We start from the raw sequence: 26057 nt of genomic DNA, 5'->3' as shown, positions 1-26057 counted from the left end.
CGAGTTCACCGCGCGCTGTGGCGTGGATCCTAGCGGCTGTCGGGGGCGTCTGCTCTACTAGTTGGATGACAACATTGACTGAAACCTCAGTCGCCGGCAACGATGACCGGCGAAATAGCAACCAGAACAACCAGAACAACAACGGCCACAAGCTGATGATCGCTCTCGACGTCGACGGCACACTGGTCGACCACGACGGCCACATGTCCGTCCCGGTCCGCGAGGCAGCCCAGGATGTCGTGGCCGCCGGCCACCACGTCATGATCGCGACGGGCCGCTCACTCAACGCCACCCTGCCCATCATCGAGCACATCGGCATCGAGAACGGCTATGCCGTGTGTTCGAACGGCGGGGTGACCCTTCGTCTCGATTCCAGCCTGTCCGCAGGCTACGAGGTTCTCCACAAGGCAACCTTCGACCCGGGTCCGGCCCTCCGCGCATTGCGCAAGCGGCTGCCCTCGGCCAAGTACGCCCTGGAGGACGAAGACGGCAACTTCCTCTCCACCGAGCGCTTCCAGGACGCCAGCTTCGGCGTGGAGGCCATCGGTGTCGACTTCCAGACCATGCTGGAGGCCACCGCGGTGCGTGTGGTGGTGTTCAGCTCGGAAAACACGCCCGAGGAGTTCAACACGGCCATCCGCCACATCGGACTGGCCGGCGTGACCTACTCGGTCGGATGGACAGCCTGGCTGGACATTGCCGCCGCCGGAGTCACCAAGGCCAGCGCCTTGGAGCAGCTCCGCGGCCGGCTGGACATCGAGGCACACCGCACGATCGCCGTCGGCGACGGCCGGAACGACATCGAGATGCTCACGTGGGCCGCCCGCGGGGTGGCCATGGGACAGGCACCGGAGGAGGTCATCGCCGCCGCGAACGAGATCACCCACTCCGTGTACGACGACGGCGCCGCCCACGTGCTGCGCAGCCTCCTTTAGGAAACTGCCGCCCTGGACTGGGGCTGTGCTATACGAGGAGTGTCCCGCGCCCCCGGCCCTGCAGCCGCCCGAACCGGTCAGCGGACCTCCAGGATGAGGCCCAACAGCCGTGCGGCGGCGGGCCGTGCGGCGTGTTCCTCGTTCCACTGTGCCCGGGCCACGGCCTTGCTGACCGCCTGCGTCGTGATGCCGAGTTCCATCGCGACGGCCTTCTGCTGTCCACGGACGCCCGGAGTCAACAGGTCCAGGACCCGCCATTCAGCCTGGCTCCGGCCGTGAACAATATGGCCCAGCAGCCGCAGCACGGCCTCTGATTCCGCCGCGAGGTCCGCCAGTGGGCCTTCAACCGCCACCGGGACCCGGTCCTTGCCGTTGCGCAGCCGGTCAACGGCCCGCCGTGCATAGATCAGCCCGTGGCCGGAAGCATCCTTGATCTGGTTGGGCAGCGGTTCGTTCACCGGCCCCACCCCGATTCCGACGTACCAGCTGCCGCTGCGCAGTGCGATCATCGCAGCTTCCACGGCCTGGTGCGGGCAGTCCACAATGCCCTGGACCTCGTCCTCCACCGAGCGGTCGAAATCGAGGCGCGCCGGTATGTGCCGCAGGTCCTTGAGGAGCTGCGGCACGCGGTCGCCGTCGCGCCGGCTGTCGGTTTGGTTGATGGTCAGCGTGAACATTCTGGATCAACACTACCCGCTGGTAAATCGGAGGCAAGAGAGGTCCGGGACCAGCCGACGCCTCGCACCACTGCCGCCGCGGAACCTCTGAGGCTTGAGTAACCACGCCGTCGTGTCTAAGCGCCGTTGAGCTCGTGGAGCCCGCCAGTGGGCAGATGGATCCAGCCCTCGGTCCGGGCAGCCTTGGCATGGCCGTCATCGGGGCGCATCGTCCTGCCCAGGGCAACGGCGCGCGCGGTCAGCGAGGCGATGAGCGCGTCGAACATGTCATCGGAGCCGGCCAGCCGGTCATCGTATCCGGCCAGGTCCAGCCAGGGGGCTGCCGCGGCCAGCCCGTCAAGGATCAGGGCCAGCCGCTCAGTTTCCGCTCCGCCCCGCCCCTTGTAACCGCGAGCGGGCAGGCCCCAGGATTTCAGCGAAGCCGCCGGGTAGACCTCGGCAAGCCGGCCGCTGCCGTCCCTGGCCTGCGGCCCGTGGTCCCGTGCGATCTTTGCCTGGATGACGGCGCAGCGCATCGCCGGGTGGGCCAGCCGGTCCGCGGAGACGCTGAGCGGGATCAGGCCGGTTTGACGGGTGACGAACCTGTCGGTGTCCCGGTAGGCCAGCAGCCGGCGGCCTTCGATCCCGTCATGGTCCAGCACGGGGTGCGCGTCGAAACTCAGGTGCCCGGCAAGGAAGGGAAGGAAGGCGTCCGGCCAGCCCACGGGGCAGTCGATCCCCGTCATGTCGCAGCTGCCGAAGCGCCGGACAATGTCCGCGTCGCTCACGTCCAGGGACAGTGCCACCAACCGGGCGCCGCCGCCAACCCAGTCCAGGACCGCCACTGCTGTTTTCTTGGTCCCGGCGGCAAGGTCGACGCCGAGGGTCCTCACCGGGATCCTCCCGGGATGGTGGTCGGGGGCCAGAACGAGAACACAGGAGAAATCTACTGGACGCGGGGTTCAGACCGCGCGGTACCGGAGTGCGCCGGGAATCCCGCCCCGGCTACCCAGGCCGTCCCCGGAGGCAAACCGGGCCCAAACAGCGCGGAGGGCCCGGCCCTGGGCGTTGATTTCCTCCCAGGTGGCGCCCGTAAGCAGCCCTGCACCTTCCCAGGTCCGTTGGTCACCGAACAGCAGCGGCAGGTCAACGGTGTGCGCGGCCCCGTAGATATTTCCCGGCGCGCCCCAGGTCAGCACGTAGCTGTAAGCCTTGCCTCCGGCCTGGGCGTGCCGCCGGGCGAACCTCCTGGCTGATCTGCCGTAGACCGCTTCCGTCACGGCCCAGCTGATGGCCTTGAGGATGGCGGCGCCAAGGACCGGTACCTTGGCCAGGCGGCTAACAAGGGGGCTGCCTGGCAGGAACAGGCGGGCCTCGTCGGACGTGTGCCCGATCAGGACCTCGATCTCCGGGGCCGCCGTGTTCCAGGCGGCGTCGATCCCGGATTCGGCCGGCAGGGGTGAGTGCCCGTATTGCGTGCCGAAGGGCATGGCAGCCATCAGGCCGAACCTTCGGGCCACCTGTGCAACATTGTCCTCAATGGCGACGACGTCCAAGGCAGGCGTGTCATCGGTGACGGCTTCCGCTGCGATCCCCATGGCGGTGTTCATCTTTTGCCTTCCCCTTGAAATGCCCAGGGGTGCACTTTGAATGATGGCGCGCTGGAACAGTGATGGTGCGTCCGCCGTCGCCATGAGGTGGGCTACGGCGTCGCCTCCTGCGGACTGTCCGAAAGCGGTGACGCGTCCAGGATCGCCGCCGAAGGCGCCGATATTGCGCTGCACCCAGCGGAACGCCTCAAGCTGGTCCAGGAGGCCGAGGTTGGCGGGCCGGCCCGTGCCGGCTGCCAGGTATCCGAATAAGCCCAGGCGGTACGTCACGGAAACCACGATGACCCGGTTTTCGGCAACCAGGGCCTTGGCGTCGAAGATTGCCAGGTCCCCGGAGCCGGACGTATAGGACCCGCCGTGCAGCCACACCATGACCGGCACCCGCTCATCTTTATCGATGTCCGCCGGCAGCGTGATCGAGAGGCGCTGGCAGTCCTCACTCCCGGGGAGTTCACCGTAACGGGTGCCCAGGACATCGTCCAGGAAGGGTACCGGGGCCTGCGGGCAGGCGGGTGAGAGTGAGGTGGCGGTGAGCACCCCGGTCCACCCAGGGGCACTCACCGGAGCCTGGAAACGTCCAGCTGTGGCGTAGGGAATACCCGTGGCACGCACCACGTCACCGTCCCGCCATCCGGTGATCGGACCGCAGAGCGGATCAAAGGCCGGGTCGGTGTTCATAGGCCAACGATTTCACAGATTCCGGGCGCGCCACTGAAAACCGCCGAACGGACACTTGAGGCCCCTAAATCCTTGGATTCGGGGCCTCAAGTGACCGTTCGCGCTTTGGCGGGCGAAGGTTAGTGCGTGTGCGGTACGTAGCGCTTGATGGAAGCCTCGAGCTCGGCTTCGGCGGCGGCACGGTCGCCCCAGCCCTCGGCCTTGACCCACTTGCCCGGCTCCAGGTCCTTGTAGCGGGTGAAGAAGTGCTCGATCTCCTTGATCAGGAACTCGCTGATATCGCCGATCTCGTTGATGTGGTCGAAGCGGGCATCGGCCGGAACGCAGAGGACCTTGGCGTCGCCGCCGCCGTCGTCGGTCATGTTGAACACGCCGATGGGGCGCGCCTCAACGATCACGCCGGGGTGCAGATCGAAGTCCTGCAGGAGCACCAGCGCGTCCAGCGGGTCGCCGTCTTCACCCAGGGTGTTCTCGAAGAACCCGTAGTGGGTGGGGTACTGCATCGAGGTGAACAGGACGCGGTCCAGGCGGACGCGGCCGGTCTCGTGGTCGATTTCGTACTTGACGCGTGATCCCTTGGGGATCTCGATGGTCACGTCATGCTTCATGGAATGCTCCTCGACGGATTCAGGGGGTGCGCGGCACACAAAAAGGACTGCCGGTGCCGCCGACTACTATTGAGGATATAGCGAGAGGCCCTGGTTTCAGGAACTAGTGGGGACATTTCAGGACTAAAGGACCAGCAGCAGCATGAAACGCAGAACCGGCCGCGCAGGCACGGACCAGATGCCCGGCCCGCTGCGGCGGAGCCTCCCGATGCTGCTCCTGACCCTCCTGGTCCTGGCGCTCGCCGTTCCCGCTGGCCTCACCATCGCCCCGGCTTTCCTTGGCCACAATGGCGCCGCGGAAGCCGTCGCGTCCGCCCCGCCGTGGCAGCAGCCGCCGACTGCCCTGGCCGCCCGCGGCGGCGCCGGGATTGAACCGCTCAGCGCTGCCGCGCCCGTCCCGGAGCCGGGGACCCTGGCCGCCCAGCTCAATGAAACCCTGAAGACCGACGGCGCCGGAACCTTCACCGGGCTAGTGCAGGACGCCACCACCGGAAAGCTGCTCTTTGACCGCTCCGCGGGCGAGGCCAGGGTTCCGGCCTCCAACATGAAGCTGCTGACGGCCAGCGCAGCACTGCGGACCCTCGGCCCGGAACGGCGGTTCAGCACCCGGGTCCTGGCCGGTTCCGCACCAGGCACGGTCATACTCGCCGGCGGGGGAGACGTGCTCCTGGGTGCGGGCGACTCCGCCCCGGAGGCCGTCCTGGGCCATGCCGGACTCGCCACGCTCGCGCAGTCCACCGTCAAGGCCCTCCAGGAGGACGGCGTCTCCGGCACCGTGAACGTGCTGCTGGATGATTCCCTCTTTACCGGCCCGTCCCTCAACCCGGCCTGGAGCCCGGAGGATGTTGCAGCCGGCGAGATGGCCCCGCTGTTCCCGCTGGCGCTGAACTCTGCCCGGTTCGACCCTGCCAAGAGCACAGGGCCACGCCCCCAGGACGCCGCCATGACTGCCGCCGAGGCGTTTTGGGCGCAGCTTTCGGCGGCCGGAGCGCCGGCCGGGCTCACGGTGGCGCCCGGCGTCGTACGGGCCCCCACCATAACGGCCGGATCAGCGGGGGAGGCCAAGGTGCTGGCCGAGGTCCGGTCGGCCACGGTGGGCCAGCAGGTGGATCTGCTGTTGCGGACCTCCGACAACTACCTCACCGAGGTCATGGGCCGGATGACAGCCCTCGCCGCCGGCAAGCCCGCCAGCAACGACGGCGCCACCGCGGCCGTGCTGCAACAGCTCGGCGAGCTCGACGTCGACACGGCCACGCTCCGCGCCGCCGACGTGTCCGGCCTGGCGCTTGCCAACCGGGTCTCCGCCCGCCAGCTGGCGGGGGTGGTCCGCGCCATCACTTCCGGAACGGACACCCGGCTCCGGGCCGCCCTGGCCGGATTCCCCGTCGCCGGACTCACCGGCACGCTCGGGGACCGCTACACCGACGCGACCACCGCGCGGGGGGCGGGCCTTGTCCGCGCCAAAACCGGGACGTTGAACACCGTGATCGCCCTCAGCGGCTACGTGGTCGACGCCGACGGCCGGCTCCTGGTGTTTTCGTTCATCGGCAACGGCCTCGCCCCGGGCGCAGCCAACAAGACGGCACTGGACCGCACGGCGTCCGTCCTGGCAGGCTGCGGCTGCCGCTGACAGGAAGCGCTGACAGGAAGCGCCGGTTCCGTCCGCCCGGGCGTCCCCTGCCGTTCGCCGCCCGACGAATTTAAGGCGGACAGTCGGGGCCTTGTGATCTGATGGACCCTATGGAGTCCTCTGCACGCGAGACGTCTGCCCAAGCCCAAGCCCTGATCAACTGGGAGCTGGCCGCCGCCACCGCCGCGAGGCTGGCGCCCGCCGGTCCCACGCTGGGAGCGGCCGAAATCGGCGCCGCGGTTGAGAACCTGCGCCACCTGGCGGACCTATCAGTGCCCCACGTCCATGACATCACCGGCCTCGAGGCTGCCAGGGACCTGCGGGATTCCTCGGTCCTCGTCGTGGACCGGGCCTCCTGGGCCAGGGCCAACACGCAGAGCTTCGCCGTCATGCTCAAACCCGCGATGGAAAAAATGCTCGAGAGCCACCGCGGCACCCTGAACCCCGGTGCTGCCAGCGTCAGCGGCGCCATCACCGGCAGCCAGCTCGGCGCCATCCTGGCGTTCCTCTCCAGCAAGGTCCTCGGCCAGTACGACCCTTTCTCCGCCCTCGCCGAGAACTCCGCTGCCCCCGCCGGGGGGCGCCTGCTGCTCGTGGCGCCCAACATCATCTCGGTGGAACGCGAGCTCAACGTCGAACCGGAGGACTTCCGGCTCTGGGTCTGCCTGCACGAACAGACCCACCGGGTGCAGTTCGCCGCGGCGCCCTGGCTCCGGCACCACATGCTGGACGAGATCGAAAACCTCAGCGGACTGCTCCTCGGCAACGTCGATTCCCTGATGGAGCGTGCCTCGGCGGCGGCGAAATCGCTCAAGGACCGCACGGCAGCCGGCGCCGGCGCCAGCCGCGGAGCCATCCTGGACCTGCTGCAGAACCCGGAGGAAAAGGCGGCGCTCTCCCGCCTGACGGCACTGATGAGCCTGCTCGAAGGCCACGCCAATGTGGTGATGGACGCCGTCGACGCCAGCATCGTGCCGTCCGTGAAAACCATCCGGCAGCGCTTCAACTCCCGGGACAAGGACCGCGGCGTGATTGAGAAGTTCATCCGCAGCCTCCTGGGCCTCGACGCCAAGATGCGCCAATACAGCGACGGCGCGAAGTTCGTCCGGGAAGTGGTGGCAGTGGCCGGCATGGACGGCTTCAACGGGGTCTGGGAGTCCGCCGGCCAGCTGCCGACCGAGCCGGAAATCCACGATTCCAAGCTCTGGCTCGAACGGATGGGACTCTAATTTCCGTGGCAGCAGTTCCCGTGCCGGGCGGCGATCCCGCCTGGGTTAATCCCCGCCCCGCCGATTCTCCTTCCGCTGCCAGCGGACGACGCCGGCCCGGGCGGCTGGCCCCCGTCGTCGGCGCCGCGCGGAAAATGCTGCAGGACGCCCTGGCCGAAGCGGGCTACCCGGAACGGGTACTCGTCGCCTGCAGCGGGGGACCGGACTCGCTGGCCCTGGCCGCCGTCGCCGCGTATTTCGCCCGCCGGGGGCACGTTGAGGGCCACCCCGTCTCTGTCGGCGCGGTCGTCGTTGACCACCAGCTGCAGCCGGGCTCCGCCGGGGTCGCCGCCACCACGGCCGAGGTGCTGCGCGAACTGGGACTCGCCCCCGTCGAAATCCGGACCGTCGACGTCGCCGCCGCCGGCATGGGCCCGGAAGCGGCCGCCCGGGAAGCCCGGCACGCCGCCCTGGAAGCCGTAGCCGATGACACCGGTGCCGGCGCGATCCTGCTCGGGCACACCCTCGATGACCAGGCCGAACAGGTCCTGCTGGGCCTGGCCCGGGGCTCGGGCACCCGGTCACTGGCCGGGATGCGGCCAGCCCGCGGACGCCTGCTGCGGCCCTTCCTGGGCCTCCGGCGCGCCGACACCCTGGAGATCTGCGCCGTCGAAGGCCTGGAACCCTGGCACGATCCCAGCAACGCCGACCCCGCCTACGCCAGATCCCGGACCCGCGTTGAAGTGCTGCCCGTGCTGGAGGAAAAGCTGGGCCCCGGCGTCGCGGAGTCGCTGGCCCGGACCGCCGCCATCCTGCAGCTCGACGCCGACTACCTCGAGGACGTGGCGAACGACACCTTCGCCCGGCTGCAGGAGCGGTCGGCAGCCGGCATCAGCCTGCCGGAGACAGCCTTACGCGAACTGGCTCCGGCCGTGAGGTTCCGGGTCATCGCCAAGGCGGCCGCCGCCGTCGGCGGTCAGCAGCCCAGCTACCGGCGCCTCCTCGCGGCGGAAGCCTTGCTGCGCCGGCACGGATCGGCGGGTCCGGTGGAGCTCCCCGGCGGGGTCAGCGTCTACCGCCTGTCCCTCGCCCAGCTGCTCGCCGAGGACCAGTCCGCACCCTCCGGTGTTCACCGGGAAGGCGCCCGCTGTGGGAAGCTTGTATTCCGGCCTCAAAAACCGCCCCAAATATAGTCGCCCCCGCATCTACACAGGAGTCATTGGTGGATTCAACCGACGTCCAGGCAGACCTCAAGCACGTTCTGTACTCCAAGGAGCAGATCCAGTCCCGGATCACCGAACTCGCTGCCCAGATCGACAAAGACTACGAAGGCCGCGATCTGCTGATCGTCGGCGTGCTCAAGGGCGCTGTCATGGTCATGGCCGACCTCGCCCGCGCACTGCACAGCCACGTCTCGATGGACTGGATGGCCGTCTCGTCCTACGGTTCCGGGACCCAGTCCTCCGGCGTGGTCCGCATCCTCAAGGACCTCGACACCGATCTGATGGGCAAGGACGTCCTGATCGTCGAGGACATCATCGACTCCGGCCTGACCCTGTCCTGGCTCAAGACCAACCTGGAATCACGCGGCACGGCATCGGTGGAAATCTGCACCGCCTTCCGCAAGCCCACGGCGGCCAAGGTCAAGATCGACGTCAAGTACGTCGGCTACGACATCCCCAACGAGTTCGTCGTCGGCTACGGCCTGGACTACGCCGAGAAGTACCGCAACCTGGACTTCGTCGGCACCCTCGCGCCGCACGTCTACGAGTAGGAAGCTCCCGCCCCGGCGCGATGCCGGGCCTTTCCTGGGCCTCACCAGAGCCTTCCCTGCGGCCCCCCGCTACGCCGACAGGGAACTTTTGATCTCCACCGTGCGTGAGTCACTGCAACGGTGTATAGCTAGAAGCTGACGCAGCACCACACGCGCGCAGATCGCTCGCCGTGCAGCACTACCAGGAGGGACGGGGCCAGCCCCGAACAGATGAAAGCTAAGAGTTTCTTCAAGGGCCCGGGCATCTGGATTGTCGTTGTTGTCGGCATGCTCCTGCTGGCCTTTGCCACCCTTGCGCCTGGCGGCTCCGCCCGGATCGACACGGACAAGGGCCTCGCGCTGTTGGCGGACAACGGCAAGATCGAACAGGCCAAGATCTTCGACGCCGAAAACCGGGTGGACCTGGTCCTCAAGGACAGCCTGCAGGTGGACGGGCAGGACAAGGGCAAGAACGTCCAGTTCTACTACGTCAACGCCCGAGCCGCCGACGTCGTGAAGGCTGTCACGAATGCCAAGCCGCCGAGCGGCTTCACCGACCAGCCGCTCGAAAACAACTGGTTCACCGGGCTGTTCTCCCTCCTGATCCCCGTGCTGCTGCTCGGCGTCCTGTTCTGGTTCCTGCTCTCCCGCATGCAGGGCGGCGGGTCCAAGGTCATGCAGTTCGGCAAGTCCAAGGCCAAGCTGGTGAACAAGGACATGCCGCAGGTCACCTTCAGTGACGTTGCCGGTGCCGACGAGGCCGTCGAGGAACTCGAAGAGATCAAGGAGTTCCTCGCGGAGCCGGCCAAGTTCCAGGCCGTCGGCGCCAAGATCCCCAAGGGCGTGCTTCTCTACGGCCCGCCAGGTACCGGTAAGACCCTCCTCGCCCGCGCTGTCGCCGGCGAGGCAGGCGTGCCTTTCTTCTCAATCTCCGGCTCTGACTTTGTTGAAATGTTCGTCGGCGTGGGCGCTTCCCGTGTCCGCGACCTGTTCGAGCAGGCCAAGGCCAACGCGCCCGCCATCATCTTCGTGGACGAGATCGACGCCGTCGGCCGTCACCGCGGCGCCGGCATCGGCGGCGGCAACGACGAGCGCGAACAGACCCTCAACCAGCTGCTGGTTGAAATGGACGGCTTCGACGTCAAGACCAACGTCATCCTGATCGCCGCCACCAACCGCCCCGACGTCCTTGACCCGGCTCTGCTGCGCCCGGGCCGCTTCGACCGCCAGATTGGCGTCGAGGCCCCCGACCTGATCGGCCGCGACCAGATCCTGAAGGTCCACGCGAAGGGCAAGCCGATGGCTCCCGGCGTCGACCTGAGGGCCGTGGCTAAGAAGACGCCCGGGTATACCGGCGCGGACCTGGCCAATGTGCTCAACGAGGCCGCGCTGCTGACCGCCCGCTCCAACGCCAACCTGATTGACGACCGCGCCCTCGACGAGGCCATCGACCGCGTCATGGCCGGCCCGCAGAAGCGCAGCCGCGTCATGAAGGAACACGAACGCAAGGTCACCGCCTACCACGAGGGCGGCCACGCCCTGGTGGCAGCGGCCCTGCGCAACTCGGCTCCGGTCACCAAGATCACCATCCTGCCCCGCGGCCGCGCCCTGGGCTACACCATGGTGGTCCCGGAGAACGACAAGTACTCCGTGACCCGCAACGAACTGCTGGACCAGATGGCCTACGCCATGGGCGGCCGCGTCGCCGAGGAGCTCGTCTTCCACGATCCGTCCACCGGCGCGTCCAACGACATCGAAAAGGCCACCGGGATCGCCCGCAAGATGGTGACCGAATTCGGCATGAGCGAACGCGTCGGCGCAGTGCGCCTCGGCCAGGGCGGCGGCGAGCCCTTCCTGGGCCGCGACGCCGGCCACGAGCGCAACTACTCTGACCAGATCGCCTACATTGTCGACGAGGAAGTCCGCCGCCTGATCGACGGGGCCCACGATGAGGCCTACGCCATCCTCACCGAGAACCGGGACGTGCTGGACGAGCTCGCCCTTGAGCTGCTGGAACGCGAAACCCTGAACCAGGCCGAAATCGCCCAGGTCTTCACGCACATCCGCAAGCGCGACTTCCGCGAGATCTGGCTGTCCAAGGAGACCCGCCCGATCCGGGACGCCGGCCCGGTGGAGTCCCGCCTGGAGAAGGCCGAACGCGAAGCCCAGGAAGAGGCCAAGGAGGCCCGGCTCGAGGAGCCGCTCGACGCTCTGCCCCCGCACGCCCAGGGTGTCGTCTCCGGACAGGAGCCGTTCCAGGGCGGTGTGACGGATCGCGGGCCTGATGGCCGTCCCGGCTAGGCTTCTGCTGTGACTTCTTTCATTAACGACGACGACGCTCCCGCCACCGACGCTCCCGCGGCGGCGGGAGAACCCGCCAAGCACACCGGCACCAAGGTGGACCGTCCCCGGATCGAGGCAGCGGTGCGTGAGATCCTGCTGGCCATCGGGGAGGATCCGGACCGGAGCGGCCTCGTGGACACCCCGAAGCGGGTCGCCAAGGCCTACACGGAGATGTTTGCCGGCCTGCACCATGATCCGGCGGAGATCCTGGCGACCACCTTTGAGCTGGACCACGAGGAACTGGTGCTGGTCAAGGACATCCCGTTTTACTCCACCTGCGAGCACCATCTGGTGCCGTTCCACGGGGTGGCGCATGTGGGCTACATCCCGTCGCACGACGGCAAGGTCACCGGCCTGAGCAAGCTGGCGCCGGGTGGTGGATATGTTCGCCAAGCGCCCGCAGGTGCAGGAACGGCTGACCACCCAGATCGTCGAAGCCCTCGTCACCCACCTCAAACCGCGCGGCGCGATCGTCGTCGTCGAATGCGAACACCTCTGCATGTCCATGCGCGGCATCCGCAAGCCCGGCGCCAAGACCGTCACCAGTGCGGTACGCGGGCAACTGCATGACCCGGCCACCCGTGCCGAAGCCATGAGCCTCATACTCGGAAGGTAAGAACAGACTATGGACTCCCTAGCCGCAGCCCCCGGAACCGGCCCCGCAACCTCGCCCCTGCCACTGCTGCGCAAACCGCGCCCGGCGGCGAGCTTCGAAGACCTCCCCTCGGACCGGACGCTGGTCATGGGGATCCTGAACGTTACCCCGGACTCGTTCAGCGACGGCGGCCAGCACTCGACCACGGACACCGCCATTGCCGCGGGCTTGCGGATGTTCTACGCCGGCGCGGACATCATCGACGTCGGCGGCGAATCAACCCGCCCCGGCGCGGTCGAAGTCAGCGTTGACGAGGAACTGAAGCGGGTGCTGCCCGTGATCCAGGCGCTGGTCAAGGCCGGTGCCCTCGTCAGCATCGACACGACGCACACCGCTACCGCCGCCGCGGCGCTCGGGGCCGGCGCCACGATCATCAATGACGTCTCCGGACTAACCATGGAGCCGGAGATGGCGGAACTCGTGGCCCGCAGCAAGGCGCCCTACATCCTCACCCACCGCCGCGGCAACGCCAGCACGATGGACTCGCTGACCGACTACGGGAACGTGGCAGAAGACGTCGCCGCGGAACTCGCCGGCATCCGCGACAAGCTCTACGCGGCCGGCGTCGCCCCGGAACAGATCATCCTGGATCCGGGTCTGGGCTTCTCGAAGAACGAGGGGCAGAACTGGGAACTGCTCCGGCACCTGGACGTCCTGCAGGCCATGGGCCATAAGGTTCTGGTCGCAGCCTCCCGCAAGCGTTTCCTCGGCAGCCTCCTGACGGTCGCCGGCAAGGCGGCACCGCCGGCGGAACGCGATGCCGCCACGGCCGCCGTGACGTCCATCAGCGCCTTCCGCGGTGCGTGGGCCGTCCGCGTGCACGACGTCGGTGCCAGCCTCGACGCCGTGAAGGTCGCGGCGCGCATGGCCCGGGCCGGCAACAACTGATCCGGCAAGCGAACATGGACCAGATCACGCTGAGCGGCGTCACCGCCGTCGGCCACCACGGGGTGTTTGATTTTGAGCGCCGGAACGGCCAGCCGTTCGTCGTCGATGCCGTGCTGCACCTGGACTTCGGCAAGGCCGCCGCCTCCGATGATGTCCTGGACACGGCGCATTACGGCGAAGTCGCGGAATGCATCCGGGGCTGGATCACCGGGGAACCGCTGAACCTGATCGAGGCCCTGGCCGTGCGGATTGCCGACGACGTGCTGCGGAAGTTCGGCGTCGCCGCCGTGGACATCACCGTGCACAAGCCGAAAGCCCCCATCGAGGTGGACTTCGGCGACGTGGCCGTCAGCGTGCACCGGGAGCGGCCATGAGTCCGTTGTACACCCGCGCCGTGATCGCACTCGGAAGCAACCTGGGGGAGCGGAGCGACACCCTCTCGTCCGCCGTCGCCGACCTGGTCGACCCGCCGGAAGTCCGTCTCCTGGCCATCTCGCCGATCGTCCAGACGAAGGCCGTGGGCGGGCCGCCGGGCCAGCCGGATTTCCTCAACATGGTGATCGCGGTGGAAACCAGCCTGCCGCCGCTGGAACTGCTGCGGCACTGCCACGCCGTGGAACAGAAGCACCTGAGGGTGCGCGAGGTCCGGTGGGGTCCGCGGACCCTGGATGTGGACATCATCAGGTACGGGGACATCGTGAGTTCCGACCCGGAGCTGACCCTGCCCCATCCCCGGGCGGCGGAACGGGCGTTCGTGCTCTATCCGTGGTCGCTCATCGACCCGGCCGCGGAGCTGAACGGCGAACGGATCGGCGAGCTCGCCGCCAGGGCCGCGGACTTTTCCGACCTGGTGACGTTCGACGGCTTCCAGGACGTCAACGGCGCGGCCGGTGCGGTGGAGCGGCCGTGAAGCTGACCAACCCCCTGCTCCTCCTCGTCATCGGCGTAGGCGTGGCCGTTGCGGGCTGGTTCGCTACGGTGCTGACCACGCGTTACAGCCTGGCGACGCCGGTTCTGCCGCTGACCGGGCTGCTGACCATGGGCGTGATCGTGGTCCTCACCCTTGTGCTGGGCATCCGCGTGCTGCGCTGGCGCAACGGCAAGAAGAAAAAGAAGATGCTCAACCCGATCCTGGCCGCGTGGACCCTGGTCCTCGCCCAGGCCTGCGCGTACACGGGAACTGTCCTGCTGGGCTGGCATGCCGGGATCTTCATGGACCAATTGCGGCTCTGGAACCTGCGCAGCAACCAGGGCATCACGTGGCAGGCACTGGCCATGGCCGGCGGCGGCCTGATCATGATCGTCGTGGGCCTGGTGGTGGAACGTTTCTGCCGGATCCCGCCGGAGGACGGCGACACCGACGGCGCCGCTGGCGTCCAGGAAAAGCGCGGCAAACCGAAGGCGGAGGGCGAATATGCCTACCGAGGCGATTGACCCGCCCGGCGTCACCTGGCTGCGGGTTTCCCCCAGGTACGTCACGGTGCGGATCGCGGGCTGGGCGCTCGGGAACCTGATCGTGGTGGCGGTGCTGTCACTGCCGCTGGTCCTTGTCCTGAGCGGCTGGTGGAAGGCGCTGCCGCTCTGGCTGGGCGCCGCCTTGCCTGCGGCGATGGTGCTCCTGGCGCTGTGGCGGCTGCTGCTCATCCCGCGGCAGGTCCGCGCGATCGGCTATGCCGAGCGCGAGGACGATCTGCTCATCCGCAGCGGCATCTTCTTCCAGCGCGTTCTCGTGGTGCCCTACGGGCGCATGCAGTACGTGGATATCGGGGCCGGGCCGGTGGAACGTGGCCTCGGCCTGTGCACGCTGAAACTGCACACCGCTTCCGCCGGGACCAATGCCGAGATCCCCGGCCTGCCCGCCGCGGAGGGAGCCCGGCTGCGCGAGCAGCTTTCCGCCCGCGGCGAAGCGCGGCTGGCCGGGCTGTGACGGGCCAGCTGTGAGGATTGCACCGGGAAAGGGAGCGCCGTGAAACCGGGCGGTACCGGGACGGCCCCCGAAGCGACCGCCGGAGCCGAGGCGGAACGGCCCGACGGCGGCTGGCTGCGCGTGCATCCGGCCTCGCCGTTTGTCCGCGGCTGGGTGGCGCTGGCCGCCATCGGATTCTTCTTCGGCCGGGATACCTTCGAGCGGATGCTCCAGGGCGGTCCCCTGATCGATGAGCAAGTCGCCGGCCGGGCACCCTGGCTGCTGCTCGGCGGCGGCACGGTCCTGCTCCTTACGGTGGCCGGCTACATTCTGAGCTGGTACTTCACCCGCTACCAGGTGGCGGAAGGCTACGTCCGGGTCAATACCGGATTCCTCTTCAGGCAGCAGCGGCAGGCCCGGCTGGACCGGGTCCAGGCGATCGACATCGTGCAGCCGCTGCTGGCCAGGATCTTCGGACTGGCCGAGCTAAAGTTCGAGGTGGCCGACGCCGGCGAGTCCGCGGTGCGGCTCGCCTACCTCCGGATGGGCGAGGCCCGGCAACTCCGGGCCACCATCCTGTCCCGCGCCGCCGGGGTGGTGCCGGACCCCGCACGCCCCGGGGCGGCCGCCACGGAGGCGCCCGAATACGCCGTGCTGACCGTGCCGCCGCCGCGGCTTGTCGGTTCGCTGCTCCTGAGCGAACAGAGCGCCTTCATCGCGCTCGGCGCCGTCGCGTCCGTGCTGCTCTCCGCCGTGACCGAGAACCGCAGCTTCTACCTCTACCTGATCCCGGCCGCGCTGGGACTGGTGGCCGCCTACTGGAACTCCTTCAACAAGGGCTACAACTTCACCGCCGCCATTTCCCCGGACGGCATCCGGCTGCGCTACGGGCTGCTGGACACGCAGGCGCAGACCCTGCCACCGGGGCGGATCCAGGCCCTGCGGGTCAGCCAGCCTCCGCTCTGGCGGATCTTCGGCTGGTACCGGATGCAGGTCAACGTGGCCGGCTACGGCGCCGCCGGAAACAACGGCGAGGGCTCGTCCCGGACCACACTCCTGCCCGTGGGCACCCTTGCTGAGGTGCTCACCATGCTGTCCCTGATCCTGCCGGACCCCGGAACCGCCGAACCCGCGCGGATCTTCACGGCAGGCCTCACCGGCCTTGCGGGGGAGTCCGGTGCCGGCGGGGCCTCAGCGGCGGAGCGCGACGGCGGCTTCGTCACCACGCCGCGCCGCGCGCGGCTGCTGGCGCCGCTGGGCTGGCGGCGCAACGGCTTTACCGCCACCGACACGGCCCTGCTGATCCGTTCGGGGCGCTGGTGGCGGCAGCTGGTGGTGGTCCCGCACCAGCGCACGCAGTCGATGGCGCTGCAGCGGGGTCCGCTGGCCCGGCGTTTCGGTGTGGTGGACCTTGTCCTCCACACCACCGCCGGCCCCGTCTCCCCGAGACTGATCCAGGCCGGCATCGCGGAAGGCAAGGCGCTGCTCGACGCGCAGGCCGCACGCGCCCGGGCCGCGCGGAAGCGCCAGACCAGCGAGCACTGGCTGGACCAGGTGAAGCCGCTCCTGGTTGGGCCCGGTCACCCGACCGGCGCCGTTGACCCCGAGGCAAGCGAAAAGGAAGGCCCGCAGCATGGCTAAGCCAGGACGCCTCGGCGTCGGAATCATCGGTGCCGGCAAGGTCGGCGCTGTCCTGGGGGCCGCGCTGCGCGGTGCCGAGCATGCCGTCATCGGGGTGTCCGCGGTCTCGGACGCCAGCCGGGAACGCGCGGAGACCCTGCTTCCGGGTGTGCCGGTGCTGGATGTGCAGGACATCGTCGAGCGCGCCGAACTCGTGCTTCTGGCCGTCCCAGATGATGCGCTCGGCCCCCTCGTGGAAGGGCTGGCGAAACTCCGCGTCTGGCACCCTGGACAGCTCGTGGCGCACACCTCGGGCCGCTTCGGCGTCGGCATTCTGCACCCGGTCCGCGCCGCTGGCGCCGTGCCGCTGGCGTTGCATCCCGCGATGACCTTCACCGGCATGAGCCTGGACCTCACGAGGCTGCTGGACTGCACCTTCGGGGTCACTGCCGACACCGCGATGCTGCCCATCGCGCAGGCCCTCGTTGTCGAGATGGGTGCCGAGCCGGTCGCCATTGCCGAAGCCGACCGCACGCTCTATCATGCAGCCCTCGCGCACGGTTCGAACCACCTCGTCACCCTCGTGGCGCAGGCCTCGCAGCTCCTGCGGGAAGTCGGCGTCGAAGCCCCCGAACGCATGCTGGGCCCCCTGCTGCGCGCCACCCTGGAGAACGCCCTCGCCTCGGGCGAATCGGCGCTGACCGGTCCCGTGGCCCGCGGCGATGCGGGCACCGTGGCCGCGCACGCCGAAGCCCTCCGGGAGCACGACGCCGGCTCCGGCGGCGATATTCTGGAGGCGTACCTGGCCATGGCCCGGGCGACGGCCCGCCGGGCGGGAAGCCGCGGCCTGCTGAAACCGGACCAGCTCGAGGGCGTCAACCGTGCCCTTGAAGACCCGGATCAGGGTGGCCCGGAATCCTAAGGAAGGACCCTAACTTGGCGATCCAACTCGTGACGACGGCCGCGCAGCTCCGCACCGAAAGCGCCCGCCTGCTGACGCAAAAGGGCGGCACCTCGCAGGGCCTGGTGCCCACCATGGGCGCCCTGCACGAGGGACATGCCCAGCTGGCGCGCACCGCCGTCGAGCAGAACGACGTGGTGGTGGCCAGCATCTTCGTGAACCCGCTGCAGTTCGGCCAGGCAGTTGACCTGGAACGGTACCCCCGGACGCTGGAAGCGGACCTGGCCGTCCTGGACGCCGAGGGCGTGGACCTCGTGTTCGCGCCGGGCGTCGACGAGGTCTACCCCGACGGGGAACCGATGGTGCGGATCACCGCGGGGCCAATGGCAGGGAAATGGGAGGGGGCCTCCCGCCCCGGGCACTTCGACGGCGCCCTGACCGTCGTCGCCAAGCTGCTGCACTACGGAATGCCCGGGGCGGCCACGGGCGCGGCGCTGCCGGCGTACCGGGCGTATTTCGGCCAGAAGGACGCCCAGCAACTGGCCCTCGTCCGACGCATGGTGGCGGACCTCAACTTCCCGGTGGAGATCGTCCCGGTACCGATCGTGCGCTCCCCGGACGGGCTCGCACTGTCCAGCCGCAACCGGTTCCTCTCCGCCGGGGAACGCGAAGCAGCCCTGGTGCTGTCCCGGGCGCTGCGTCTGATCGAGGACCGGGCCAACGCCCACGAGCCGCTGGACCTGGAATCCGCCAAGGCGCTGGTGGAATCGCAGCCGCTCGTGGAACTGGACTATTTCGAGGTGGTGGATCCGCGCACCCTGGAGCCGCTGGCCGAGAACTGCAAGGACACACCCTTCCGCGGTGAAGGGCTGGCCCTCATCGCGGCCAAAGTGGGCCCGGTCCGCCTGATCGACAACGTGCCGCTGGACTCCTGACGGACGGCAACCCGGGTTCTCCCTCATCGCGGGAATTAGCTCCGGGAATACACTGTTGGAACCAGCAGCAGCGCCGACGCTCGCCGGACACCATTTCGCACTCCCTGAGGGAACCCCATGTCAACAGACGTCTCTTCCAACGCCCACGGCGACCCATTGCAGACTCCAGCCGCACCGACTGAAGCCCCGGCGGGGGCGCCTGTTTCGGCGCCGGCGAAGATCTCCCGGGAATCCGTCACCATCATCGTCACCTTGCTGGTGGCCACGTTTGTGGTCATCCTCAACGAAACCATCATGAACGTCGCCCTGCAGCGGCTGATGGTGGATCTCCGGATCGACGCCCCGACCGTGCAGTGGCTGTCCACCGGCTTCATGCTCACCATGGCCGTCGTGATCCCCACAACGGGCTTCATCCTGCAGCGGCTGTCCACCCGTGCCGTCTTCATGCTGGCCATGGGACTCTTCTCCGGCGGCACCCTGCTCGCGGCGCTGGCTCCGGGCTTCGAAGTCCTCCTGCTCGCCCGGATCGTCCAGGCCGGCGGCACGGCAATCATGCTTCCGCTCCTGATGACCACCATCCTTACCCTGGTCCCCGTGTCACGCCGGGGCGCCGTGATGGGCAACGTCAGCATCGCCATCTCGGTGGCGCCGGCCTTGGGCCCCACAGTTTCCGGCCTGATCCTCGAACACTTTTCCTGGCGCTTCATGTTTGTTTTTGTCCTGCCGATCGCCCTTGTCGCGTTCGCCATCGGTGCCAAGTACCTGACCAACATCGGCGAAACGGAGAAGACGCGGCTTGATGCCCTGTCCGTCCTGCTGACGGTTCCCGCCTTTGGCGGCCTCGTGTACGGGCTGAGCCAGATCGGCGGCGGCCAGGGCGGTCCTGGTTCACCTGCCGTGATTGCCCTGGCCGTCGGGGTGGCGGCCATGCTGGGGTTCGTGCTCCGGCAGTTGAAGTTGCAGAAGTCCGCGGCGCCCCTGCTCGACCTGCGCGCGTTCAACTTCCGTATGTTCACGGTGTCCGTGCTGCTGCTCGTGGTGGCGATGATCGCCCTGTTCGGCGCCGTGATTCTGTTGCCGCTGTACCTGCAGGAAATCCGCGGGCTGAAGTCGCTGGAGACAGGCCTTGCCCTGCTGCCCGGCGGCCTCGCGATGGGCCTGCTGGGTCCTTTCATCGGCCGGATCTTTGACAAGGTTGGCCCGCTTCCGCTCACTCTCGCGGGCTCGGCCATGCTGGTGCTGTCCCTGTTCCAGTTCTCCCTGCTGGACGCGGACACGCCGGTCGGGTGGATCATCGCACTGCACGTGGGTCTGAGCCTGGGCCTTGCCTTGCTGTTCACGCCGGCCTTCACCACCGGGCTGAACCCGTTGCCGCCGCATCTCTATTCGCACGGTTCGGCCATCATGAGCACGCTGCAGCAGGTGGCCGGCGCCGCCGGCACGGCGCTCCTGGTCTCGATCTACGCCGTCGTGTCCGCCGCCTCGGGACTCGTCGCGGGCATGCACGCGGCGTTCCTGACGGCGGCAGTCATAGCCCTCGCCGCCGTCGTGCTGTCCGCGATGATGCGCAAGACCGCCGGAACGGACCAGCCGGCGGCCCACTAACTCAACGCGGGGTCACCTGGCGCCCATACGTCCGGAATGGGCGCCAGGTGACCCCGCGTTGCCGTGGTTGGGCTCAGCCGGCGAAGAATTCACTCAATTCGGTGATCAGCTTGTCCGGCGCCTTGTTCACGCCGTCGTGCCCCATGCCCGGCAGGATCGTGTAGCTGGAGCCGGAGAGCACGTCGTGGATCTGGGCGCAGGCCACGCCGAAATACGCCGGGCTCTTCTCGCCCACGACGATCAGCGTCTCCAGCGGGAGTTCCAGGAACGGTTCGGCCGGCATGTCGGCGGCGATGATGGCCTTGATCTCGCGGACACCGGTCTGCATGAGCACGCGCAGCTGCTTGCCCACCGGGGTGCCGGCGGCGAGCTTGTTGGCCAGCGTCAGCATGGACAGCGGCATCCGGGACAGGGCGCTGCCGGTTTCGAGCCCCTTGAGCAGGACGGCGAGGGCGCGGTCGTCGTCGCCGGCCGCCGTCGCCCGCTCATATTCGGCGGTCCAGTCCGCGGTGACGCTGTGGTTGACGGACACTGCGGGGTCATAGACGGCGAGGCGCTCCACCGGCAGGGTGCGGGCGGCGTGCAGGGCGACGGCGCCGCCGAAGCTGTGCCCGAAGACGTCCGTGCTGGAGGTGTGCTTCATGACCGCGTCCAGGTCGCGGATATCCACGTCCAGGGTGTAGTCCTCCGGCTGCGGGGAGGAGGAACCGCGCCCGCGCCGGTTGAAGGTGTGGACCGGACGGCCCAGCGCAGCGCTGAGCTTCTGTGCGAAGCGGCCGTAATCGGCGGCAGTCACCATCGAGGCCGGCACGACGACGACGCCGGAACCCGCCGAGGCCAGCTCGGCACCCGTGCTGAAAAGCTCGATGGTTCCGCCGTCGGTGGTTCTGATGTTCTCGCGGGTCATGCTCCGAGCCTAGCCGAGGCTGCAGCTACGGCGTAGTAGGTACCGGGCGCCGGGGGGCGGTCAGCCGCCCAGCCGCCCGCCGGAGGCCTCGAGGTAGCAGGAACCGCACAGCGATTCGTACCAGATGTCCTGGCCGTCGATGGCGACCTGGTCGCCGTCGAACACCACCTGGTTGCCGACCCGGCGGGTGTTGAAGATGGCCTTGCGGCCGCAGCGGCAGATCGTCTTGAGTTCCTCGAGGGTGTGCGCGACCTCCAGGAGCCGGAGCGAGCCCGGGAACGCCCGGGTCCGGAAGTCGGTGCGGATGCCGTAGGCGAGCACCGGGACCTGGTCCAGGACGGCGATGCGGAAGAGATCGTCCACCTGGGCCGGTTCAAGGAACTGCGCCTCATCCACCAGCAGGCACGCCACCGGCTGGGTGTCGACATGCTCCAGCAGGGCATCGGGATCGTCGCCGTGCGCGCGGGCGGTGAACAGCCCGCGGGCGGAGGCCCCGGCCGGGATCAGGAAGTCCACCGGGCGGGTCATGCCCAGGCGGGACACGACGTCGGAGTCGCCCTTGGTGTCGACGTCGGGCTTGGCGAGCAGCACCCGCTGGCCCCGTTCCTCGTAGTTGAACGCGGCCTGGAGCAGTCCCGTCGACTTGCCGGAGTTCATGGCGCCGTAGCGGAAGTAGAGCTTGGCCAAGGGGGTCCTTTCGAAAGGGTCGCCCCCCGATTGTAGAGGCCTGTCCTTCAGCGCCCCATTCTCAGCTGGCCGCGTCGACCGGAACCCGGGCGGGAGGAACTCCCGGTAAACTTGGGGATTGTGACTTCCCAAAACACCCCCGCCCCGCACACCGCAGCCGAGCCCCACGACGCCAGCGAGCAGACGCGCATCCGGATGGAGAAGCGCGCCAGGCTGATCGAACGCGGCATCGAGGCGTATCCGGTGGGTGTCGGGCGCACACATTCGCTGAATGATATCCGCGAGAAGTACGCGCACGTGCAGGCCGACGAAACCACCGGCGACACCGTCGGCGTGACCGGCCGCATCGTGTTCATCCGCAATACCGGCAAGCTCTGCTTCGCCACCCTCCAGGAGGGCGGCGCCGACGGCAAGGCCGTCCGGCTGCAGGTGATGCTGAGCCTGGCCAACATCGGCGAGGAGGCGCTGGCGGACTGGAAGTCCCTCGTGGACCTGGGCGACCACGTCTTCGTCAAGGGTGAGGTCATCTCCTCACGCCGCGGCGAGCTTTCCGTCATGGCGGAATCCTGGTCCATGGCGTCCAAGGCGCTGCGCCCGCTGCCGGTGCTGCACGCCGGGCTCAACGAGGAAACCCGCGTCCGCCAGCGCTACGTGGACCTCATCGTCCGCGACGAGGCCCGCGAAATGGTCTACACCCGCGCCGCGATCACCCGTTCCATCCGCGAGACCCTGCACCGCCAGGGCTACGTCGAGGTGGAAACCCCGATGCTGCAGCTGGTCCACGGCGGTGCCACCGCCCGCCCGTTCCAGACGCACATGAACGCCTTCGACCAGAAGATGACGCTGCGCATCGCCACCGAGCTGTACCTCAAGCGCACCGTCGTCGGCGGGATCGACCGTGTCTACGACATGGGCCGCGTGTTCCGCAACGAGGGTGTGGACTCCACGCACAGCCCCGAGTTCACCACCCTCGAGAGCTACGAGGCCTGGGCGGACCAGTTCGTCATGGCGGACCGGATCAAGGAAATCATCCTCGACGCCGCGGATGCCGCCGGTGTGGGCCGCGTACTGCAGACCGAGGCCGGGGAGATCAACCTCGACGGCGACTGGGCCTGGCTGGCGGTGTACCCCGGACTTTCGGAAGCCGTGGGCCGGGAAATCACCCCGGAGACCCCGGTTTCCGAGCTGCTGGCGCTCGCCGCACAGCACGAGGTCAAGGCCGACGCCGGCTGGGACGCCGAAAAGCTGGTAGTGGAGCTCTTCGGGGAACTCGTGGAGCCGACCCTGATTAACCCCACCTTCGTCTACGACTATCCGCCGTCCGCGCAGCCACTGGCCCGCCAGCACCGTGAGGATGACCGCCTGATCGAGGCCTGGGACCTCATCATCGGCGGCATGGAGCGGGGAACGGCCTTCTCCGAGCTGATCGACCCCGTCATCCAGCGCGAACGGCTCACCGAGCAGTCCCGGCGCTCCGCGGCCGGCGACGTGGAGGCCATGCAGCTGGACGAGGACTTCCTGCGGGCCCTGGAATACGGTGCACCGCCCATGGGCGGGATCGGACTGGGAATTGACCGGCTCGTCATGCTCTTCACCGGAGCTGGCATCCGAGAGACCATCTTGTTTCCGCTGCTGAAGCCCGAAGGACACTGACCGTGGAGTACATCGCCGTATTGCTACCCTCCGTGGTGGTCGGCCTGATTTTCTGGTTCGCGATGAAATCGATCTTCAATGCGGACAAATCGGAGCGCCAGGCTGAGGCGCGAGCCCAGGCTGAAGCCGAGGAAAAGGCCCGGGCGGGCGATACCGGTCCCGACGACGGCCATTCTCCCGGAATGGTCAAATAGGGCCTATTCGGTCCTGTGGATTTCCTTTAGAAAAACTCCGTCCGCTTTGACTCGCCGCGGCAAAGCGGAGGATACTTATTACAGATACATCCTGCTTTTCTAAATACTCGTTCTTTTGGAAAGAGAGTCTTTGTGGCACAGAAAGTAAAAATCATCCTGGTAGATGATCTGGATGGGGGATCCGCGGACGAGACTGTCCGGTTTGGCCTTGACGGGGTCAGTTATGAAATCGACCTGTCGTCGAGTAATGCGGCAGAACTCCGTTCTGCGGTTGAGCGCTTTGTCTCCCATGCACGCAAGACGTCCACCGGGCGCGCCACGCGCACCAAGGTCATGAGCGGCCGCAACCAGGACTCTGCGCAGATCCGTCAGTGGGCCCGGGACAACGGCTACACGGTAAACAGACGCGGACGTATCCAGGCCGAAATTCAGGAAGCGTACCAGAAGGCAAATTCCTAGAACTTCAGGACTTCCGCTGTACAGGCCCGGCCTCCGCAACAAGCTGCGGAGGCCGGGCCTTTTCACGGGCATTTCGGACCGTTTGCCGCAACGACTCCCTGCGCCCTTCCGCATGCTTGAGCCTTGCCGATTGACCCGACGCAGGAGTACCGTGGGCGCACATTGCCGGCGCGTCGTTAATACGATGCGCCGGCAGTTGGGGCTTGAGCTCCGGCCTGGAACGCCCGCTCGATTTCCCCGCTCGAATCGATTCTTGGCGGGAGATTCTATGTCTGATATTCAGTTCTTGAACGGGACGTTTGCGGAGCGGGCTGGTTCTTGGGCCAATTCCTACCACCGGCGACGCCGGTTCAGGCTTGCCGGGCTACTGGCGGCGCTCATGTTGCTGCTGGCTGTGCCCCTGGCGCCCCCCGCTTCGGCAGACGAGGGACGGGTGGACGTGGGCGTCATCCTGGACTCCTCCGAGCTGCTGGAAATGATCAACGGCGGCGGGGCACCCGCGACTCCTGTGACGTTCGACGTCCTGGCCGCCGGCAATGCGTCGTCGGTGGTGGCATCGGCAACATCCGGCGACGCCTTTGTTCCCGTTTCGTTTGTCCTCGCTGATGGCGAGTACAAGATCCGCGCGACCGCACCCGGATTTCTGGACGGCTGGTTCTCCGCCACGTCCGGAGCGACCGGCGACTCGGTCCTGGAGATGTTCGGCTACCAGTCCAGGCGGGACTTCGCGTCCGCAGACGTGATTGTGGTGGATTCGTCGGCACGGGGCGCCTCAACGTGGACCTCGACCGGGTGGACGGTTCTCCACCGGTCCGCCAGTTCCGTCTCAGGGGCAGTGGCCAATGACGCCTCCGGGCAGTCAGGATCCCTGCTGGAGGGCGTGGGCGTGGAACTCCACGAGGCGGCGGCTCTCCCCGGGAGCGCTCCCGTGGCCGGGACGACGACCGACCGGAACGGGTACTACTCCTTCGATAACCCGCCGCCGGGGGACTATAAGGTGCGATTCTCCAACGGCTCCGCGGAAAAGTGGTGGCCCGAAACCAGCCACCGCGCCGAGGCCGAGGTGATCTCTCTCGACGGGGCCAAGTATTACAACCTCGCCTACGCCACATTCCCCTCCGCCGCCGTGCCGGTGGACCCGCAGCGGACCCTCACACTCACCGGGGCCCCCGCAACCGGAGCGACGCTGACCGCTGTGCCCGACTTCGTGGAAACAGGGGGGCTCCTTGCGGACTGCCTACAGCGGTACACATGGTTTGTTGACGGCAATCCGGTGGCCGGTGCGTTCGGCCCCGGCTTCGTGGTGCCGCTCGCCGCGGCCGGCAAGCAGGTTACGGCACGGCTGGACATCGCGGGACTGGGCTGTGCCTACACGGCGTTACTGAGTGAGCCCATAGGGCCGATTGACCCGCGGCTCACCATCGCGGGCCCCGGCGTGAAGGTGGCGCCGCCGGACGAGTCCGGCAATGTCAGCGCCACCCTGACCTTTGATTCCGTGACCGCTTCCGGGACTACTTCCCTGACCCTCCTGGACATCGGTGACGCGCAGACTCCGGCTCCCACGGGATTCTCCTTGCAGACAGACCCGCCGCTCATCTACGAAATAACCACCACCGCCGCGTTCGAAGGTTCCGTCGAGGTCTGTTTCTCCGTTCCTGCCGCCGGAGCCACAGGCGCCGAGCGTATGTACCACCATGAGAACGGCAGCTGGAAGGACATTACGACGTCGTACCTGGGCGGGCTGCTGTGCGGTGTCACCGATTCGTTCTCACCGTTCGCCGTCGGCCAGCCTTGGTGGCCGTTCAAGGGCTTCCTGCAGCCGGTTGAGAACGGCAGCACCCTGAACACGATGAAGGCCGGGGCAGCGGTGCCGATCAAGTTCAGCGTGGGCGGCGACAGGGGTCTGGGCATTCTGGCACACGGCGCCCCGTGGTCTTCCGCGGTCAGCTGCGGCGGCAGTGCCGGGCTGGGCAACATCGAACAGGCGGTTGCGGCTGGCGGAACCTCGCTGAGCTATCACGCAGGCTCTGCCGCGTACACCTACGTATGGAAGACCCAGAAGTCCTGGGCGGGCACCTGCCGGCAGTTCATATTGGTGTTGAAGGACGGCAGCAGCCACCGCGCGCTGTTTGACTTCAGGAAAGCTGTTTGACTTCAGGAAATAGCAGAACTTACGGACAATCGCCCCCCACGGTTTCCCCTGTGGCGAACAAGCCCCAAATCTCG

25 protein-coding genes and 1 pseudogene are annotated in these 26057 nt (G+C 67.9%); 20 read left to right on the top strand and 6 right to left on the bottom strand.

Translation table 11 applies throughout. The features are described from left to right. The first annotated feature begins 65 nt into the window (after window positions 1-65). The gene (locus tag ACVWZ8_RS07130) at window positions 66-935 is read left to right on the top strand and encodes an HAD family hydrolase (protein ID WP_456504225.1); all 870 of its coding nucleotides are present in this window, start codon (window positions 66-68) and stop codon (window positions 933-935) included. A gap of 77 nt (window positions 936-1012) precedes the next feature. Here ACVWZ8_RS07130 and ACVWZ8_RS07125 read toward each other — a convergent pair whose 3' ends face one another. The 4 genes from ACVWZ8_RS07125 to ACVWZ8_RS07110 form a co-directional block, all read right to left on the bottom strand. Then, window positions 1013-1612 (bottom strand): hypothetical protein, encoded by a 600-nt coding sequence (locus tag ACVWZ8_RS07125; protein WP_456504224.1) that lies wholly within the window; start codon window positions 1610-1612, stop codon window positions 1013-1015. Between the two features lie 116 nt (window positions 1613-1728). Beyond that, window positions 1729-2484 (bottom strand): DUF429 domain-containing protein, encoded by a 756-nt coding sequence (locus ACVWZ8_RS07120; RefSeq protein ID WP_456504223.1) that lies wholly within the window; start codon window positions 2482-2484, stop codon window positions 1729-1731. A gap of 69 nt (window positions 2485-2553) precedes the next feature. Next, on the bottom strand, window positions 2554-3879 hold the full coding sequence (locus ACVWZ8_RS07115; RefSeq protein WP_456504222.1) for a carboxylesterase family protein: 1326 nt from the start codon (window positions 3877-3879) through the stop codon (window positions 2554-2556). A gap of 119 nt (window positions 3880-3998) precedes the next feature. Next, window positions 3999-4487, bottom strand: a complete 489-nt coding sequence (locus tag ACVWZ8_RS07110) for an inorganic diphosphatase (RefSeq protein WP_426975572.1) — start codon at window positions 4485-4487, stop codon at window positions 3999-4001. A 142-nt stretch (window positions 4488-4629) separates the two neighbouring features. On the opposite strand from ACVWZ8_RS07110, the gene dacB reads away from it, so the two are divergent. The 15 genes and pseudogenes from dacB (at window position 4630) to ACVWZ8_RS07035 (ending at window position 19931) form a co-directional block, all read left to right on the top strand. After that, the gene (gene dacB, locus ACVWZ8_RS07105; protein ID WP_456504221.1) at window positions 4630-6117 is read left to right on the top strand and encodes a D-alanyl-D-alanine carboxypeptidase/D-alanyl-D-alanine endopeptidase; all 1488 of its coding nucleotides are present in this window, start codon (window positions 4630-4632) and stop codon (window positions 6115-6117) included. 110 nt (window positions 6118-6227) lie between these two features. After that, window positions 6228-7346: a zinc-dependent metalloprotease gene (locus tag ACVWZ8_RS07100; RefSeq protein ID WP_426975575.1), complete on the top strand. Its 1119-nt coding sequence runs from the start codon at window positions 6228-6230 to the stop codon at window positions 7344-7346. Window positions 7347-7480: 134 nt separating this feature from the next. Beyond that, window positions 7481-8518, top strand: a complete 1038-nt coding sequence (tilS, locus tag ACVWZ8_RS07095) for a tRNA lysidine(34) synthetase TilS (RefSeq protein ID WP_426979781.1) — start codon at window positions 7481-7483, stop codon at window positions 8516-8518. Window positions 8519-8547: 29 nt separating this feature from the next. After that, on the top strand, window positions 8548-9099 hold the full coding sequence (gene hpt / locus ACVWZ8_RS07090) for a hypoxanthine phosphoribosyltransferase (protein ID WP_306907421.1): 552 nt from the start codon (window positions 8548-8550) through the stop codon (window positions 9097-9099). A gap of 210 nt (window positions 9100-9309) precedes the next feature. Then, a complete protein-coding gene (ftsH, locus tag ACVWZ8_RS07085; RefSeq protein WP_426975577.1) occupies window positions 9310-11379 on the top strand; it encodes an ATP-dependent zinc metalloprotease FtsH in 2070 nt (689 codons plus the stop codon). Window positions 11380-11388: 9 nt separating this feature from the next. Further along, window positions 11389-12037 (top strand): annotated as a pseudogene (gene folE, locus ACVWZ8_RS07080) (GTP cyclohydrolase I FolE). Window positions 12038-12046: 9 nt separating this feature from the next. Continuing rightward, window positions 12047-12964: a dihydropteroate synthase gene (gene folP, locus ACVWZ8_RS07075; protein ID WP_456504220.1), complete on the top strand. Its 918-nt coding sequence runs from the start codon at window positions 12047-12049 to the stop codon at window positions 12962-12964. Between the two features lie 14 nt (window positions 12965-12978). Beyond that, on the top strand, window positions 12979-13338 hold the full coding sequence (gene folB, locus ACVWZ8_RS07070) for a dihydroneopterin aldolase (RefSeq protein ID WP_426975582.1): 360 nt from the start codon (window positions 12979-12981) through the stop codon (window positions 13336-13338). Continuing rightward, the gene (gene folK, locus ACVWZ8_RS07065) at window positions 13335-13874 is read left to right on the top strand and encodes a 2-amino-4-hydroxy-6-hydroxymethyldihydropteridine diphosphokinase (RefSeq protein ID WP_426975584.1); all 540 of its coding nucleotides are present in this window, start codon (window positions 13335-13337) and stop codon (window positions 13872-13874) included. Before folB ends, folK begins: the two co-directional genes overlap by 4 nt. Next, a complete protein-coding gene (locus tag ACVWZ8_RS07060) occupies window positions 13871-14398 on the top strand; it encodes a DUF3180 domain-containing protein (RefSeq protein ID WP_426975586.1) in 528 nt (175 codons plus the stop codon). The genes folK and ACVWZ8_RS07060 overlap by 4 nt, the downstream gene beginning before the upstream one ends. Then, window positions 14379-14891 carry a PH domain-containing protein gene (locus ACVWZ8_RS07055; protein ID WP_426975588.1) on the top strand — a complete coding sequence of 171 codons (513 nt, stop codon included), beginning with the start codon at window positions 14379-14381 and terminating at the stop codon, window positions 14889-14891. Before ACVWZ8_RS07060 ends, ACVWZ8_RS07055 begins: the two co-directional genes overlap by 20 nt. 39 nt (window positions 14892-14930) lie before the next feature. Then, window positions 14931-16511, top strand: a complete 1581-nt coding sequence (locus ACVWZ8_RS07050; protein ID WP_456504219.1) for a PH domain-containing protein — start codon at window positions 14931-14933, stop codon at window positions 16509-16511. Continuing rightward, window positions 16504-17412, top strand: a complete 909-nt coding sequence (locus ACVWZ8_RS07045) for a Rossmann-like and DUF2520 domain-containing protein (RefSeq protein ID WP_456504218.1) — start codon at window positions 16504-16506, stop codon at window positions 17410-17412. The genes ACVWZ8_RS07050 and ACVWZ8_RS07045 overlap by 8 nt, the downstream gene beginning before the upstream one ends. A 14-nt stretch (window positions 17413-17426) precedes the next feature. After that, window positions 17427-18326 (top strand): pantoate--beta-alanine ligase, encoded by a 900-nt coding sequence (gene panC, locus ACVWZ8_RS07040; RefSeq protein ID WP_456504217.1) that lies wholly within the window; start codon window positions 17427-17429, stop codon window positions 18324-18326. Between the two features lie 117 nt (window positions 18327-18443). After that, window positions 18444-19931, top strand: a complete 1488-nt coding sequence (locus ACVWZ8_RS07035) for a DHA2 family efflux MFS transporter permease subunit (protein WP_456504216.1) — start codon at window positions 18444-18446, stop codon at window positions 19929-19931. Between the two features lie 73 nt (window positions 19932-20004). Here ACVWZ8_RS07035 and ACVWZ8_RS07030 read toward each other — a convergent pair whose 3' ends face one another. Continuing rightward, complete coding sequence (locus ACVWZ8_RS07030) at window positions 20005-20838, bottom strand: alpha/beta fold hydrolase (protein ID WP_426975597.1); 834 nt, start codon at window positions 20836-20838, stop codon at window positions 20005-20007. Window positions 20839-20898: 60 nt separating this feature from the next. Further along, window positions 20899-21525, bottom strand: coding sequence for a thymidine kinase (locus tag ACVWZ8_RS07025; protein WP_426975599.1), 627 nt, complete (start codon window positions 21523-21525; stop codon window positions 20899-20901). A gap of 120 nt (window positions 21526-21645) precedes the next feature. On the opposite strand from ACVWZ8_RS07025, the gene lysS reads away from it, so the two are divergent. From lysS to ACVWZ8_RS07005, 4 genes are all read left to right on the top strand, one after another. Then, complete coding sequence (lysS, locus tag ACVWZ8_RS07020; protein ID WP_456504215.1) at window positions 21646-23178, top strand: lysine--tRNA ligase; 1533 nt, start codon at window positions 21646-21648, stop codon at window positions 23176-23178. A 2-nt stretch (window positions 23179-23180) separates the two neighbouring features. Beyond that, window positions 23181-23372, top strand: coding sequence for a hypothetical protein (locus ACVWZ8_RS07015; protein ID WP_426975603.1), 192 nt, complete (start codon window positions 23181-23183; stop codon window positions 23370-23372). 132 nt (window positions 23373-23504) lie between these two features. Continuing rightward, window positions 23505-23831, top strand: a complete 327-nt coding sequence (locus ACVWZ8_RS07010; protein ID WP_456504214.1) for a histone-like nucleoid-structuring protein Lsr2 — start codon at window positions 23505-23507, stop codon at window positions 23829-23831. A gap of 379 nt (window positions 23832-24210) precedes the next feature. After that, window positions 24211-25983, top strand: coding sequence for a PxKF domain-containing protein (locus ACVWZ8_RS07005; RefSeq protein WP_456504213.1), 1773 nt, complete (start codon window positions 24211-24213; stop codon window positions 25981-25983). Window positions 25984-26057 lie beyond the last annotated feature (74 nt).

It is taken from the genome of Arthrobacter sp. UYCu723, assembly GCF_054059215.1.
The sequence above is the reverse complement of the archived record's forward strand: the minus strand, read 5'-3'. Positions and strand labels throughout refer to the sequence as shown.

What these genes read in the sequence shown, in the direction of transcription:
- ACVWZ8_RS07045 (WP_456504218.1), top strand. Translation starts at nt 16,504, where the DNA reads ATGGCTAAGCCAGGACGCCTCGGCGTCGGAATCATCGGTGCCGGCAAG.
- ACVWZ8_RS07035 (WP_456504216.1), top strand. Translation starts at nt 18,444, where the DNA reads ATGTCAACAGACGTCTCTTCCAACGCCCACGGCGACCCATTGCAGACT.
- ACVWZ8_RS07115 (WP_456504222.1), bottom strand. Translation starts at nt 3,879, where the DNA reads ATGAACACCGACCCGGCCTTTGATCCGCTCTGCGGTCCGATCACCGGA.
- folP (WP_456504220.1), top strand. Translation starts at nt 12,047, where the DNA reads ATGGACTCCCTAGCCGCAGCCCCCGGAACCGGCCCCGCAACCTCGCCC.
- ACVWZ8_RS07100 (WP_426975575.1), top strand. Translation starts at nt 6,228, where the DNA reads ATGGAGTCCTCTGCACGCGAGACGTCTGCCCAAGCCCAAGCCCTGATC.
- folB (WP_426975582.1), top strand. Translation starts at nt 12,979, where the DNA reads ATGGACCAGATCACGCTGAGCGGCGTCACCGCCGTCGGCCACCACGGG.
- ACVWZ8_RS07130 (WP_456504225.1), top strand. Translation starts at nt 66, where the DNA reads ATGACAACATTGACTGAAACCTCAGTCGCCGGCAACGATGACCGGCGA.
- ACVWZ8_RS07125 (WP_456504224.1), bottom strand. Translation starts at nt 1,612, where the DNA reads ATGTTCACGCTGACCATCAACCAAACCGACAGCCGGCGCGACGGCGAC.
- folK (WP_426975584.1), top strand. Translation starts at nt 13,335, where the DNA reads ATGAGTCCGTTGTACACCCGCGCCGTGATCGCACTCGGAAGCAACCTG.
- dacB (WP_456504221.1), top strand. Translation starts at nt 4,630, where the DNA reads ATGAAACGCAGAACCGGCCGCGCAGGCACGGACCAGATGCCCGGCCCG.
- ACVWZ8_RS07055 (WP_426975588.1), top strand. Translation starts at nt 14,379, where the DNA reads ATGCCTACCGAGGCGATTGACCCGCCCGGCGTCACCTGGCTGCGGGTT.
- ftsH (WP_426975577.1), top strand. Translation starts at nt 9,310, where the DNA reads ATGAAAGCTAAGAGTTTCTTCAAGGGCCCGGGCATCTGGATTGTCGTT.
- tilS (WP_426979781.1), top strand. Translation starts at nt 7,481, where the DNA reads ATGCTGCAGGACGCCCTGGCCGAAGCGGGCTACCCGGAACGGGTACTC.
- ACVWZ8_RS07005 (WP_456504213.1), top strand. Translation starts at nt 24,211, where the DNA reads ATGTTGCTGCTGGCTGTGCCCCTGGCGCCCCCCGCTTCGGCAGACGAG.
- ACVWZ8_RS07110 (WP_426975572.1), bottom strand. Translation starts at nt 4,487, where the DNA reads ATGAAGCATGACGTGACCATCGAGATCCCCAAGGGATCACGCGTCAAG.
- ACVWZ8_RS07030 (WP_426975597.1), bottom strand. Translation starts at nt 20,838, where the DNA reads ATGACCCGCGAGAACATCAGAACCACCGACGGCGGAACCATCGAGCTT.